Source organism: Streptomyces sp. Alt3, assembly GCF_030719215.1.
GTDB lineage: Bacteria > Actinomycetota > Actinomycetes > Streptomycetales > Streptomycetaceae > Streptomyces > Streptomyces glycanivorans.
The window spans coordinates 5,355,542-5,369,813 of the sequence record NZ_CP120983.1; the positions used below are offsets into that span (position 1 = coordinate 5,355,542).

Sequence of the window (14,272 nt, forward strand, 5' to 3'; positions counted from 1 at the left end):
CTCCCGTGTCGGCGCACGCGCTCCGATGGCGCGTGCCCGGCAGGCCGTGCGCCGGCGGGCGGGAGAGGGGCCCGTCTCAGACGCGGCCCACGAGCTCGTAGCCCGCCTCGTCGACGGCGGCGCGTACGGCCTCGTCGGTCAGGGCTGCCGCGGAGGCCACGGTCACCCGGCCGGTGGCCGCCTCCGCCTTCACCGAGGTCACCCCCTCCAGTCCGGAGATCTCCTCGGAGACCGCTCCCTCGCAGTGACCACAGGTCATGCCCTTGACCTCGTACACCGCGGTGACGCCCTCCGTCCGGGCGTCGGCCGCCCCTTCGCCGCAGGAGCCGGTGGACGAGCAGCAGGAACCGGAGGTCCGGGGCGTGTCTGTCTCGGTGGTCATGGCGTTCTCCTCTTCGCAGGCACACATCGTGTGACGGATGGGGCGCGAGGGCGCACCGGAAGGCCCGGTGAGCCTGCCCGCACCCCAAATTATACCCCTAGGGGGTATCGATGTTCCGTCCGGTCGCCCTGCCGGGTGTGTCGCACACCAGGGGCTCCAGGTAGCGGTACATCACGGTCTTCAACTCCTCCGTGTACGCCTCCCGTTCGGCATCCTCGTGCGACATGATCAGGTCGAGTCCGGCCTTGAAGAGGACGAAGGACATCTCGGCGGTGCGGGCGACCTGGTCGGGGGGAAGATCCGGCAGATAGGCGGCCAGGAGTGCTTCCGTCCTGGTGAGCATGGTGGCGTGCAGGGCGTCGTGCTCCCGGGAGATCACGCCCGGGATCTCGGAGCCGTGGGTGAGCACCGCGAAGGCCGGGTTCTCGCAGTTGAAGGCGATCAGCGGGTCGAGGACCGTGTCCAGCAGCCTGTCGAGCGGCAGCTCGATGCGGCTGATGACGAACGCGGCGCCGTACGTCTCCCGCCAGCGGTGCATGAGCTGTTCGCCCAGCTCGATGGCGATGGCTTCCTTGTTGGGGAAGAACTGGTAGAGCGTGCCGGGTGAGACGCCCGCCTCGCGGGCGATGGCGTTGGTGCTGGCGCCGTTGTATCCGCTGGCGGAGAAGACGTCGGCGGCTGCTTCGAGCAGCTGGGCGATGCGGGCCTCGCCGCGCGCCTGGCGACGGCGTGGCCGGCCGGTCGCGCCGCCCGGCCCGGCTTCGGCTCCGGCTTTGGTCCCGGTGTCGGCTCCTGCGTCCGGCCCGTGTCCGGCTCTGGTGCCGGTCCCCGCGCCCGGCCCGTCGCCTGCTCTGCCGCCGGGCTTGCCGGGCCCGCCGCTCGGTTCGGGTGTGGCGGTTTCTTCCGCTCTGGCCTCCGGCACGGTCGATCCCCAGCTCTCAAGACGCGGTTGACAAACACGAGTGGTCACTCGCATTCTGATGAAACACGAGCGAGGACTCGTGTTTGTCAGTGTACGGGGCAATGGCTGACCCATGCTGCCCTGCGCAGCCCGGGTCCCGGTGAAGGGGACACCGCACCATGTCGGAAGTCAACAGCTCGGAGCGCGTCGGGGGGTGGACCCGCTTCGTCACCGCGCGGCCACGGCTCGCGCTGCTGGCCGCTCTCGTGATCACGGCGCTCGCCGTGTTCGCGGGCAGTGGAGTGGCCGACCGGATGGGCAGCGGCGGCTGGGAGGCACCCGACGCCGAGTCGACCTGGACGACCCGGGTGCTGGAGCGTGAGTTCCCGGCGTCGCAGCCCAATCTGCTCCTGCTCGTCGACAGCGGCGGCGCCTCGGTCGACGACCCCGCGGTGGCGGCCGAGGCTGCCCGGCTGACCGACCGGCTGTCGGCCGAGCCCGGGATCACTGGCGTCGGCTCGTACTGGCAGACGAAGGCTCCCGCTCTGCGCTCCGCGGACGGGCACGAAGCGATCGTCGCAGCCCGGATCGGGGGCGACGAGAAGGGCGCCGGTGAGATCCTGGACCGGATAGCCCCCGTCTACCAGGGCACGCACGGCCCGGTGGAGGTCTCGGTCGGGGGGCCCGTCGCCGTCCAGCACGAGATGCAGAGCATCATCCAGGAAGACCTCCTGCGAGCCGAGCTCATCGCTCTGCCGGTCACGCTGGTGCTGCTCGTCATGGTCTTCGGCAGCGCGGTCGCCGCCCTGCTGCCGCTCGGTGTCGGGATCGTGGCGATCCTCGGGACCAACGCGGTGCTGCGCGGCATCACCGAGTTCACCGATGTCTCCGTCTTCGCCCAGAACCTCACCACGGCCCTCGGGCTGGGGCTCGCCATCGACTACGCGCTGTTCATCGTGCGCCGGTTCCGCGAGGAGTTGTCCGCCGGGGCAGACCCCCGCACGGCGATCGGCACCACCCTGCGCACGGCGGGACGCACGGTGCTCTTCTCCGCGCTGACGGTGGCGGTGTCGCTGGCCGCGATGATGGTCTTCCCCCAGTACTTCCTGCGCTCCTTCGCCTACGCGGGCATCGCCGTGGTGCTGCTGGCCGCCGCCGCTGCCCTGATCCTGCTGCCGGCAGCCCTGATGCTGCTCGGCCCACGGGTCAACGCACTCGACCTGCGCCAACCGCTGCGCCGCCGCAGGGGGAAGCAGGTCTCCGGGCCGGGCGCCTCCTCGGACGCGTCCGAGGACCCGGGCAAGGGATGGGCCCGCTTCTCGGTGCTCGTGATGCGAAGGGCTCCCGTCTTCGCCGTCGTCACCACGGTCGGACTCGTGCTCCTGGGGCTCCCGTTCCTCGGCGTGAGGTTCGGCACGGCGGACGACCGGCAACTGCCGGCCACGGCCGAGTCGCGCGTCGTCCAGGAACACATACGGGATGGCTTCCCCGGAAGCCCCGGCGGCGGACTCGAAGTCCTCGCGGAGGGCGAGGCGAGCCCCGGCCGGTATGCCGACTTCAAGGAGCGGATCGAGGCGCTCCCCGGAGTGCGGCAGGTGAACGGCCCCGTCACCGGGGACGGTTTCGCGTACTACGACGTCCTGCCCGAGGGGGAGTCCGTCGGGCAGGGGGCCCAGGATCTGGTCCGGAAGCTGCGAGTCGAGCCGGCGCCGTTCGACACCTCGGTCACCGGCACGGCGGCTGTCCTGGTCGACTCCAAGGACGCCATCGCGGACCGGTTGCCCTGGGCGGTGGGAATCATCGTCGTGGTGACACTGCTGCTGGTCTTCCTGCTGACCGGGAGTGTCCTGATCCCCCTCCAGGCGGTCGTCCTCAACGCACTCAGCCTGACCGCGATGTTCGGAGCGGTGGTCTGGGTCTTCCAGGACGGAAACCTCTCCGGGATCCTCTCCTTCACCAGCACAGGTGACATAGAGACGACACTGCCCGTGCTGATGTTCTGCGTGGCCTTCGGTCTCTCCATGGACTACGGCGTGTTCCTGCTCTCCCGGATCAAGGAGGAGTACGACCGGACCGGCGACCACGAGCACGCGGTGACGTTCGGGCTCCGCCGCACCGGCGGACTGATAACCGCGGCCGCCGTGATCCTTGCCGTGGTGATGGTCGCCATCGGCACCTCGCGGGTGACCAATACCAAGATGCTCGGGCTCGGGATCGCGCTGGCCGTGCTGATGGACGCGATGGTGGTGCGCAGTCTGCTGGTGCCGGCCGTGATGAAGCTGATGGGCCGGGTCACCTGGTGGGCCCCCGCGCCGCTGCGCGCCTTCCACCGGCGGTTCGGGCTGAGCGAGGGAGAGCCGGCCCCGACCCCCGGCCAGGACGACGAGGAGCGGCCCGAGGCAACCGGGCGGGAGCGGGACAAGATCACGGCCGGGGCGTAGATTCGCCGGATCACGAGCGGGCCGGCGACGGCCGGACCCCGGTTGCCGAACGACGGCAGCAGCATGACGGCAGACGGATGACGTTCTACGACAGCCGGCCGACGGCCCACGGCTGTCGGCCGGCATTGGTCGCCCGACGGTGGCCGGATCTTGGGAGGCGGAGTCGATGCGGGCAGTGGTGTTCGAGGAGTTCGGGCAGGAGGCCCGGGTCCGGGACCTTCCGGATCCCGTCCCCTCCGGCGCGGGAGTGGTGGTCAGGGTGGAGGCCACGGGGCTCTGCCGGAGTGACTGGCACGGCTGGGTGGGCCACGACCCGGACATCGTCCTCCCGCACGTACCCGGGCACGAACTGGCCGGGGTGGTCGAGGAGGTGGGCCCCGGCGTGCGTAACTGGCGTGCCGGCGACAGGGTCACCGTGCCCTTCGTCTGCGCCTGCGGCCGGTGTCCCGCCTGCGCGGCCGGCGCCCAGCAGGTGTGTGAACGTCAGACCCAACCGGGCTTCACGCACTGGGGATCCTTCGCCGAGTACGTGGCGCTGGAAGAGGCCGACGTGAATCTGGTCGCGGTGCCCGACGGGCTGTCGTCGGCCACGGCGGCCGGGCTCGGGTGCCGGTTCGCCACGGCGTTCCGGGCCGTCGTGGGGCAGGGGCGGGTGGCGCCGGGGGAGTGGGTGGCCGTGCACGGCTGCGGCGGTGTCGGGCTGTCCGCCGTGATGATCGCGGTGGCGTGCGGAGCCCGGGTCGTCGCGGTCGACGTCTCGCAGCGTGCCCTGGAGCTGGCGCGGGCATTCGGTGCCTCGGCATGTGTGGACGCCTCCTCGCACCCCGCCGGTGCGGACGAGGCGGTGCGCGAACTGACCGGCGGCGGGGCCCATCTGTCGCTGGACGCGCTGGGCTCCCCGGTCACCTGCTCCGCTTCCGTGCGGAGCCTTCGCAGGCAGGGCCGTCATGTCCAGGTCGGGCTGCTGCCCTCGGCCGCCGGTGATCCCGTCGTTCCCATGGCGCGGGTGATCGGCCTGGAGCTGGAGATCCTCGGCAGCCACGGCATGGCCGCCCACGACTACCCGCCGATGATGGACATGGTCCGGGCCGGGGCGCTGCGGCCGGACCTGCTGGTGACCTCCACCATCACCCTGGACGCCGCCCCGGCGGCCCTCGCCGCGATGGGCAACGCGCCCGGAGCGGGCGTCACGATCATCGAGCCGGCGAGGGAGGCCTGAGCACCGGTCGACGAGCCCGGAGGCCGGGCCCGGAGCGGGCTGACGGAGGTCCGGGCGACCTGAACCGCCCGCCCCCACAGCCCGGCCCGCCGACCCGACAGCCCGGACCGCCGGCCCCGACCCGACGCCCAGCCCGTCGACCCGACCCGACAGCCAGGACCACCGGCCCCGGCCCCGACCCGACAGCTCCGGTTCGAGGGCCTCGGTGTCGGTCCCCGGCTCAACGGCCCCGGTTGCTGGGCCGGGACGCGATCCACGCGAGGACGGTTTCCACGAACCAATAGGGCTTCCCGTGCCGGACGTCATCAGGAGGCGGCAGCAGACCGTGCTTGCGGTAGGAACGGATCGTGTCCGGCCGGACCTGGATGTGCGCCGCAATGTCCTTGTACGACCAGAGCGTTCTGTCCGTCATGAATGACACCTCTCCGTACGTCCGTGCACCTCTGTTCCGGTGAACGACGGGCTCAAGGTCCGGGCAGGGGACGTCGCGAGGCTGTGACACAGGACCGGTGGAACCCGGACATACGTGACAGAGGAGTGACTGCAGCGGCGAGTGGCCGCAGTGGCCGCAGTGACCGCGGTGACCGCGGTGACCGCGGTGACTGGAGAGGATCCAGTGACTCGGAGGGTCGGGACTCAGGAGGACGGTCGCGCGGGCCCGCAGATGCGGAGGAACTCGCGGGTGCGGCGGGCGATGGGCAGCGGCTTGTCGGGCGGGCAGGGGTACATGTCCTGCTCGACGATGGCGAACAGGTCGGTGCCCAGGGCGCGTGCGGCGTCCAGCACCGGCTCCAGTGCGGGCACTCCGCCCGGCGGCTCGCACATCACACCGCGCGCCACGGCCGGGCCGAACGGAACCTCGTCCGCCACGACATCGGCGAGCACCGCCGGGTCGACCTGCTTGAGGTGCAGATAGCCGATCCGCTCGCCGTAGGTCCGGATGAGTTCGACGCTGTCCCCGCCGCAGTACGCGTAGTGGCCCGTGTCGAGGCAGAGGGAGACCAGTTCGGGATCGGTGGCGTCGAGGAAGCGGTTGACGTTCTCCTCGCCGTCGATGTGCGTGTCGGCATGCGGGTGCACCACGATCCGCAGCCCGTAGCGGTCACGCACCTCGCGGGCCAGACGTTCGGTCTGGGTGGTGAGGTCGCGCCACTGGGCGGCGGTGAGCGTACGGTCCTCCAGCACCTCACCCGTCTTGTCGTCCCGCCAGAACGACGGGATGACCACGAGGTGCCCGGCGCCCATCGCCCGGGTGAGTGCCGCGACGCCGGCGACATGCTCCCAGGTCCGGTCCCAGACCGCCGGACCGTGGTGCAATCCGGTGAACACGGTGCCCGCGGAGACGGCGAGATTCCGGCGGGCGGTCTCGTCCGCGAGGTGGGCGGGGTCGGTCGGCAGGTAACCGTACGGGCCGAGTTCGATCCACTCGTAGCCCGCCTCGGAGACCTCGTCGAGGAATCGCTCCCAGGGCACCTGCTGCGGATCGTCGGGGAACCACACCCCCCACGAATCGGGTGCCGAGCCGATACGGATGCGGGCCGAAGAGGGTACGGAGGAGGTCATATCGCCCACCCTCCAGCCCTCGGGAAACAGTGTCAAGAGTTCGTCCGAATGTCCGGACAAAGTGTTGACAGGGTTCCGGACGAGGGCTAGACCTGGGAGCGGCCGTCCGGCCGTGGCCGACTCCAGAGGTGCTGCGCCGGGCCGGAGCACCGGTCGGAGTACCGGGTCGAAGGGATGCGTATGCCTGAGCCGTACGACGTGATCACCATGGGGCGGATCGGGGTGGACGTCTACCCGCTGCAGACCGGTGTACCGCTGGCCCGGGTCGAGACCTTCGGGAAGTTCCTCGGCGGCTCACCGTCCAACGTCGCCGTGGCCGCCGCCCGGCTGGGACGGCGTACGGCTGTGATCACACGGACCGGACGGGACGCCTTCGGCGACTACCTCCACCAGGCGCTGGGGGAGTTCGGTGTGGACGACCGGTGGGTGAGCGCAGTCCCGGAGTACCCGACCCCGGTCACCTTCTGCGAGATCTTCCCGCCGGACCACTTCCCGCTCTACTTCTACCGGCAGCCCAAGGCCCCTGATCTGGAGATCCGCAGCGAGGAGCTGGACCTCGACGCGGTAAGGGCCGCCCGGGTCTTCTGGATGACCGGGACCGGGCTGTGCGCCGAGCCCAGCCGCACCGCCACCCTCACCGCACTCCGGGCCCGCGCCGAGGCCGCGGACGGCCGGGCCCGCGCCGAGACCTCGCACAGTCACCCCGACAGCGGAGCCCCGGCCGCGTCGGCCCGCGCCGAGTCCCCGGAGGCGCCGGGAGTTCCTCGTGTCACCGTCTTCGACCTCGACTGGCGCCCCATGTTCTGGGGCGAGCAGAAGGGCGGCGACGACGAAGCCGCACGCGCCCACTACCGCGAGGCGCTCGCCCACGCCACGGTCGCCGTCGGCAACCTCGACGAGTGCGAGATCGCCACGGGGGAGCGTGAACCCCACGCCGCAGCCACCGCCCTGCTCGCCGCCGGACCCGAACTCGCCGTCGTCAAACAGGGCCCGGGCGGGGTCCTGGCCGTCCACCGGGACGGCACCACGGCCGAGATCCCGCCCCTCCCCGTCGACGTCGTCAACGGCCTGGGTGCCGGGGACGCCTTCGGTGGCGCCCTCTGCCACGGTCTGCTCGCCGGCTGGGACATCGAACACGTCATGCGCTACGCCAACGCGGCCGGGGCCATCGTCGCCTCCCGGCTCGCCTGCTCCTCCGCTATGCCGTTCCCGCACGAGGTCGAACAGGCCCTCGCCTACGGCGTGGTGGGCGCGGCCACGGGAGATGAAGCCCCATGACCTCGCCCGCCGCGGCCGGTGTCGCCGATCTCGTCCGGCTCCGCGCCCACCGCCCCGAGGCCGTCGCCGAGGCCGCCGGGGCCCGCCGCCGACGCCCCCTCCTCGGGCCCACCGGACGGCTGATGATCGTCGCCGCGGACCATCCGGCCCGTGGCGCCCTCGCCGTCGGCGACGACGACCTGGCCATGGCCGACCGCTTCGACCTGCTCGAACGTCTCTGCCTCGCCCTGGCCCGTCCCGGTGTCGACGGGGTGCTCGCGGGCGCCGACGTCCTGGAGGACCTGCTGCTCCTCGGCGCGCTGGAGGACAGGATCGTCATCGGCTCCATGAACCGCGGCGGGCTCGCGGGAGCCTCCTTCGAACTGGACGACCGCTTCACCGGCCACCGCCCCGTCGACCTCTCCCGGCAGGGCTTCGACGCAGGCAAGCTGCTCCTGCGGATCGACCACGACGACCCCGGCTCCCTGGACACCCTGCACACCGCCGCCCGCACCGTGAACGCCATGGCCGACCACCGGCTGCCGGTGTTCGTCGAGCCCTTCCTCTGTCGGCGAACCCCCGCGGGAATCCGCACCGACCTCGGCGCCGCCGCCGTCACGACGTCCATCGCCATCGCCTCGGGGCTCGGCGGCACCTCCGCGTACACCTGGCTCAAGGTCCCCGTCACACACGACCCCGAGGACATGGAGCGGGTGATGCGGACCTCGACCCTCCCCGCGGTCCTGCTCGGCGGCGACATCTCGGAGGACCCGGACACGGCCTACGAGCGGTGGCGCGGCGCGCTGCGGCTGCCGACCGTCCAGGGGCTGGTCGTCGGGCGTTCGCTGCTCTACCCCGCCGACGGTGACGTGGCGGGAGCGGTCGACACGGCCGTAGGACTTCTGTGAACGAGGCCTGACGACGGGTAGGGATGGTGCCATGACGACGACGTCCGACGAGCAGCAGAGGTACCACCTCAGGGCCGGGCACGCGGCGAGCGGCCCCTACGCCCTCGACATCGGTCCCGAGCGGGCCGGGTGGGAGCGGTCGAGTCTGCGCGTCCTGGAGCTCGAACCGGGTGGTGTTCACACTCTGGTAACCGGGGAGAGCGAATGGATCGTCCTCCCGTTGTCCGGTGGCTGTACGGTGCACACAGCAGGTGAGATCTTTGAACTGCTGGGCAGAAAAGACGTGTTCGGCGCCGTGACCGACTTCGCCTACGTCCCTCGCGACGCCCGCGCCCAGATCGCCTCCGGCGCAGGAGGCCGCTTCGCCCTGGCAGGAGCGAAGTGCGAGCGACGACTCCCCGCTCGCTACGGCCCCGCGCCGGAGGTACCGGTCGAACTCCGCGGCGCCGGCACCTGCTCGCGCCAGGTGAACAACTTCGCCGCCGCCGACACCTTCGACTGCGACCGGCTCATCGCCGTGGAGGTCCTCACCCCGGGCGGCAACTGGTCCTCGTACCCGCCGCACAAGCACGACGAGCACCACCCCGGTGCCGAATCCGTGCTGGAGGAGATCTACTACTTCGAGGTCGAGGGCGACGGCCTCGGCTACCACCGGGTGTCGCCGTCCCGCGAGGGCGGCACGGACGTCCTCGCCGAAGTCGCCACGGGGGACGCCGTCCTCATCCCCGACGGCTGGCACGGCCCGTCCATCGCCCCGCCCGGCCGGACCCTGTACTACCTGAACGTCATGGCGGGCCCTGGAGAGCAGCGCGAGTGGCTCATCCGCGACCACCCGGACCACCGCTGGATCCGCGACACCTGGCCCGGGCAGCCCGTCGACCCACGCCTGCCGCTCCAGGGTCCGGAGGCCACCCGGTGACCGCATCACGCCGCACCTCCGGCACGACCGCGCCCACACGCAGGCTCACCACCGCGCAGGCCCTGATCGCCTTCCTCGCCCGTCAGTACACCGAGCGCGACGGCCGCCGTCAGCGTCTGATCGGCGCCACCTGGGGCATCTTCGGCCACGGCAACGTCGCGGGAGTCGGACAGGCGCTCGTCGAAGCCGGCCCCGCGATGCCGTACCTCCAGGGCCGCAGCGAACAGGCCATGGTGCATGCCGCCGTCGGATACGCCCGCCAGTCGGGCCGGCTGTCCGTCCACGCCGTCACCACCTCCATCGGCCCCGGCGCCACCAACCTCGTCACAGGCGCCGCGCTCGCCACCGTCAACCACCTGCCCGTACTGCTGCTGCCCGGGGACACCTTCGCCACCCGGCCCGCCGACCCCGTGCTCCAGCAGATCGAAGTGCCCCACTCGGGCGACGTTTCGGTCAACGACTGCCTGCGCCCCGTGTCCCGCTACTTCGACCGGATCACCCGACCCGAGGCGCTGATCCCCGCCGCTTTGCAGGCCATGCGCACCCTCGCCGACCCCGCGGACACGGGTGCCGTCACTCTCGCGCTGCCGCAGGACGTGCAGGCCGAGGCGTACGACTGGCCGGAGGAGTTCTTCGCGACACGGGTCTGGAACGTCCGCAGGCCGCCCCGACCCCCACGAACTCGACCAGGCCGTCCGCGCCGTGCGCGCCGCGCGCCGGCCCCTGATCGTCGCGGGCGGCGGAGTCCACCACAGCGCCGCCGAGGAGACCCTCGCCGCCTTCGCCGCCGCCACCCGCATCCCCGTCGCCTCCACCCAGGCCGGGAAGGGCTCCCTGCGCCACGACCACCCCGCCGACGTGGGCGGCGTCGGCCACACCGGCACCGCCACGGCCGACGCGCTCGCCCGTGAGGCCGACCTGGTGATCGGCATCGGCACCCGCTACACCGACTTCACCACCGCGTCCGGCACCCTCTTCGCCGACCCTGCCGTGCGCTTCCTCAACCTCAACATCACCGGTTTCGACGCCCACAAGCTCTCCGCGCTGCCCCTCGTCGCGGACGCCCGTACCGCGATCGAGGCGCTCGCCGAGGCCCTGGGCGCACGCGGACACCGCGTCGACCCCGCCTACGAGACCGAGTACACCGACGCCAAGGGCCGCTGGGAGCAGCGCGTCGACGCGGCCTTCTCGACCGCGGACCCGGACGCCCGTCCCACGCAGGCCCAGGTCCTCGGACTGCTCGACGAACTGGTCACCGAGGACGACATCCTGATCAACGCCGCCGGCTCCCTCCCCGGCGACCTCCACAAGCTCTGGCGGACCCGCTCCCCGCGGCAGTACCACGTCGAATACGGCTACTCCTGCATGGGATACGAGATCCCCGCCGCCCTCGGGGTCCAGCTCGCCGCGCCGGACCGGCCCGTCTGGGCCCTCGTCGGGGACGGCACGTATCTGATGAACCCCACCGAGATCGTCACCGCCGTGCAGGAGGGACTACCCGTGAAGCTCGTCATCCTGCAGAACCACGGATACGCGTCCATCGGCGGCCTCTCCGAGTCCGTCGGCGCCGAACGCCTCGGCACCGCCTACCGGCACCGCACCGCGGAGGGGGAGTTCACCGGCGCCCCGCTGCCCGTCGACCTCGCAGCCAACGCGGCCTCGCTGGGCATGCGGGTGCTGCGCGCCGCGTCGGTGAGTGAGCTGCGCCGGGCCCTCGCCGAGGCGCGCGGCGCGGACCGTCCCACTTGTGTCTACGTCGAGACCGAAACGGCAGACACAGTGTCGGGGCCTCCCCCGGCGCAGGCGTGGTGGGATGTTCCCGTAGCCGAAACCGCGACCCGCCCGCCGGCGGTCGAGGCCAGGAAAGAGTACGACCGGCAGATCGCAGCCCGACGCCGCCACCTGTGAAGGAGACCCCGTTCATGAAGACCGTCAACCACTGGATCGGTGGCAAGACCGTCGAGGGCACGTCGGGCAACCACGGTCCGGTCACCGACCCGGCGACCGGCGCCGTCACCACCCAGGTCGCGCTCGCCTCCACCGAGGAGGTCGACGCCGCGGTCGCCGCCGCGAAGACGGCGTACGGGACCTGGGGCACCTCCTCGCTCTCCGCCCGTACCGCCGTCCTCTTCCGCTACCGGGCCCTGCTCGACGCCCATCGCGACGAGATCGCCGCACTGATCACCGCCGAGCACGGCAAGGTGCACTCCGACGCGCTCGGTGAGGTCGCCCGCGGCCTGGAGATCGTGGAACTGGCCTGCGGCATCACCACCCAGCTCAAGGGCGAGCTGTCGACACAGGTCTCCAGCCGGGTCGACGTCTCCTCGATCCGCCAGCCCCTGGGCGTCGTCGCGGGCATCACGCCCTTCAACTTCCCCGCCATGGTGCCGATGTGGATGTTCCCGCTGGCCATCGCGTGCGGGAACACCTTCGTCCTGAAGCCCAGCGAGAAGGACCCGTCGGCCGCCAACCTGCTGGCCGAGCTCGCCGCCGAGGCGGGCCTGCCCGACGGTGTGCTGAACGTCCTGCACGGTGACAAGGTCGCCGTGGACGGGCTCCTCACCCACCCCGACGTCGCCGCCGTCTCCTTCGTCGGGTCCACCCCCATCGCCCGGTACATCCACGCCACCGCCTCCGCGAACGGCAAGCGTGTCCAGGCGCTCGGCGGCGCGAAGAACCACATGCTGGTCCTCCCCGACGCCGACCTGGACGCCGCGGCCGACGCCGCCGTCTCCGCCGCGTACGGCTCCGCCGGTGAGCGCTGCATGGCCATCTCCGCGGTCGTCGCGGTGAGTTCCGTCGCGGACGAACTGGTGGCGAAGATCCGCGAGCGCGCCGAGAAGATCAAGATCGGCCCCGGGACGGACCCCACCTCCGAGATGGGCCCGCTCATCACCGCCGCCCACCGCGACAAGGTCGCCTCCTACGTCACCGGCGCCGCCGCGCAGGGCGCCGACGTCGTGCTCGACGGCACCGGCCACACCGTCGAGGGCTTCGAGGACGGCCACTGGATCGGGCTGTCCCTCCTGGACAACGTCTCCACCGAATCCGACGCCTACCGCGACGAGATCTTCGGCCCCGTCCTGTGCGTCCTGCGCGTGGAGACGTACGAGGACGGCGTCGCCCTCATGAACGCGTCGCCCTTCGGCAACGGAACCGCGATCTTCACCCGCGACGGAGGCGCGGCCCGCCGCTTCCAGCTGGAGATCGAGGCCGGCATGGTCGGCGTCAACGTCCCGATCCCGGTGCCGGTGGGCTACCACTCCTTCGGCGGCTGGAAGGACTCGCTCTTCGGCGACCACCACGTCTACGGCAACGACGGCGTGCACTTCTACACCCGTGGCAAGGTCGTCACCACCCGCTGGCCGGACCCCGCCGACGCCCCGGCGGGCGTCGACCTAGGCTTCCCCCGCAACCACTGATCCGGCCTCCGGGCTCCCGCGTCCCCCCGGAAAACCAGGGAGACGCGGGAGCCCGCAGTGGAACACTGGCCCCATGGAGACGCCGTCGCAGCTTCCGTTCGGTGAGGCGCTGAGGGACCGGCTGGGCCCGCCCGCCGCGGACCCGTCCCTCCTGGAGAGCAGCCCCCGTTCACGGGTCTGGCGCATCGAGCTGGCCGGTCGGCCGGCCGTGCTGAAACAACTGGTGGAAGCCCCCGAGGCCGACGAGCGGTACACGCGCGAGGTGGCGGCCCTGCGCATCGCCGGCCGGGCGCCCGGCTCCCCGGTCGTGCCCGCCCTCCTCGGGACCGACCCCGCCGAGCGGGTCCTCGTCCTCGAACACCTCGACCACCGGCGGCCCGCCGCCGAGTGGATCGTCGACTACGCGACGGCCCTCGCCCGGCTGCACAGCACCGCCGGCCCCGAGGACGCCGGTGCCCTTCCCCGCTGGCAGGGCCCGACCGCCGCCGACGTCAGCTCGTTCCTCACCCTGGCCGGGACGCTCGGGGTCACCGAGGGGCCCGGGGTGCGGGACGAGCTCCACGCCCTCGTGGACCGCCTCGGCCGGGCGGAAGGGACCGCCCTGCTCCACGGCGACCCGTGCCCCGGCAACGACCTGCACACCCCCGACGGCGTCAGGTTCATCGACTTCGAGCAGGCCTCCCTCGGCAGCGGCCTGATGGAACTCGCCTATCTCCGCGTCGGGTTCCCGACCTGCTGGTGCGTCACCAGGGCGGCAGGCCCCCTGCTGGAACGCGCGGAGACCGCCTACCGCACGGCCTGGCACGCCGGGACCGGCACCCCGCTCCCGGACGCCGGTCTCGCCGACGCCTGCGCCGGCTGGCTGATCCGGGGCGACGCCCTGGTCCAGCGCGCCCACCGGGGCAGCACCGACCATCTGGCCCGGCTCCCGCACGAGGACTGGCGATGGGGCACGGCCACCGCCCGCCAACGCCTCGTCCACCGGCTCGGAGTGGTCGCCGCGACGACGGCGGACCACAGGGAGCTGCGGAGACTCCGGATTCTCGCGTCGGACCTGCGACGCGCGCTCCTCGACCGCTGGCCGGCGCTCCGCCCGGTGCCCACGCGGCGCCCCTGAGCGGCAGTCACACAGCCGAGACATTGTCGGGGTCGCGTCACTGACTGATGTGGCTTCCGTACAGGGCTGGGCCCGGGCTGCAAAGTTTGCCATTGTGATTCTTCGCCAGGGGCTCACGTAGTCCCCGAAGTACGGCAAGTGCT

The 14,272-nt window shown here is 72.0% G+C and carries 11 protein-coding genes and 1 pseudogene; 8 read left to right on the plus strand and 4 right to left on the minus strand.

Annotated elements, in window-relative coordinates; genetic code table 11:
* Positions 1 to 76: 76 nt before the first annotated feature.
* Together P8A20_RS23590 and P8A20_RS23595 are read right to left on the minus strand one after the other, a co-directional pair.
* Complete coding sequence (locus P8A20_RS23590) at positions 77 to 382, minus strand: heavy-metal-associated domain-containing protein (RefSeq protein WP_306104205.1); 306 nt, start codon at positions 380 to 382, stop codon at positions 77 to 79.
* 97 nt (positions 383 to 479) lie between these two features.
* Positions 480 to 1,304, minus strand: a complete 825-nt coding sequence (locus P8A20_RS23595) for a TetR/AcrR family transcriptional regulator (RefSeq protein WP_306104206.1) — start codon at positions 1,302 to 1,304, stop codon at positions 480 to 482.
* Between the two features lie 158 nt (positions 1,305 to 1,462).
* On the opposite strand from P8A20_RS23595, the gene P8A20_RS23600 reads away from it, so the two are divergent.
* Together P8A20_RS23600 and P8A20_RS23605 are read left to right on the plus strand one after the other, a co-directional pair.
* Entirely contained in the window at positions 1,463 to 3,724 is a 2,262-nt protein-coding gene (locus tag P8A20_RS23600; protein WP_306104207.1) for an MMPL family transporter, read from the plus strand.
* A 166-nt stretch (positions 3,725 to 3,890) separates the two neighbouring features.
* A complete protein-coding gene (locus P8A20_RS23605) occupies positions 3,891 to 4,943 on the plus strand; it encodes a zinc-dependent alcohol dehydrogenase family protein (protein WP_306104208.1) in 1,053 nt (350 codons plus the stop codon).
* 220 nt (positions 4,944 to 5,163) lie between these two features.
* Here the strand turns inward: P8A20_RS23605 and P8A20_RS23610 are convergent, their stop codons facing one another.
* Entirely contained in the window at positions 5,164 to 5,355 is a 192-nt protein-coding gene (locus P8A20_RS23610) for a helix-turn-helix transcriptional regulator (RefSeq protein ID WP_147963491.1), read from the minus strand.
* Between the two features lie 224 nt (positions 5,356 to 5,579).
* Positions 5,580 to 6,506, minus strand: a complete 927-nt coding sequence (locus tag P8A20_RS23615; RefSeq protein WP_147963490.1) for a sugar phosphate isomerase/epimerase family protein — start codon at positions 6,504 to 6,506, stop codon at positions 5,580 to 5,582.
* 180 nt (positions 6,507 to 6,686) lie between these two features.
* Here P8A20_RS23615 and P8A20_RS23620 point away from each other — a divergent pair, with 180 nt between their 5' ends.
* The 6 genes and pseudogenes from P8A20_RS23620 (at position 6,687) to P8A20_RS23645 (ending at position 14,129) form a co-directional block, all read left to right on the plus strand.
* A complete protein-coding gene (locus tag P8A20_RS23620; protein ID WP_306104209.1) occupies positions 6,687 to 7,784 on the plus strand; it encodes a 5-dehydro-2-deoxygluconokinase in 1,098 nt (365 codons plus the stop codon).
* Positions 7,781 to 8,671, plus strand: coding sequence for a Cgl0159 family (beta/alpha)8-fold protein (locus tag P8A20_RS23625; RefSeq protein WP_147963488.1), 891 nt, complete (start codon positions 7,781 to 7,783; stop codon positions 8,669 to 8,671). Before P8A20_RS23620 ends, P8A20_RS23625 begins: the two co-directional genes overlap by 4 nt.
* A 31-nt stretch (positions 8,672 to 8,702) precedes the next feature.
* The gene (gene iolB / locus P8A20_RS23630; RefSeq protein WP_306104210.1) at positions 8,703 to 9,590 is read left to right on the plus strand and encodes a 5-deoxy-glucuronate isomerase; all 888 of its coding nucleotides are present in this window, start codon (positions 8,703 to 8,705) and stop codon (positions 9,588 to 9,590) included.
* Positions 9,587 to 11,498, plus strand: a pseudogene (gene iolD, locus P8A20_RS23635) (3D-(3,5/4)-trihydroxycyclohexane-1,2-dione acylhydrolase (decyclizing)). The gene iolB and the pseudogene iolD overlap by 4 nt, the downstream one beginning before the upstream one ends.
* Positions 11,499 to 11,512: 14 nt before the next feature.
* Positions 11,513 to 13,012 carry a CoA-acylating methylmalonate-semialdehyde dehydrogenase gene (gene mmsA / locus P8A20_RS23640; RefSeq protein ID WP_306104211.1) on the plus strand — a complete coding sequence of 500 codons (1,500 nt, stop codon included), beginning with the start codon at positions 11,513 to 11,515 and terminating at the stop codon, positions 13,010 to 13,012.
* A 73-nt stretch (positions 13,013 to 13,085) separates the two neighbouring features.
* Positions 13,086 to 14,129, plus strand: a complete 1,044-nt coding sequence (locus tag P8A20_RS23645) for an aminoglycoside phosphotransferase family protein (protein ID WP_306104212.1) — start codon at positions 13,086 to 13,088, stop codon at positions 14,127 to 14,129.
* The last annotated feature ends 143 nt before the right edge of the window (positions 14,130 to 14,272 follow it).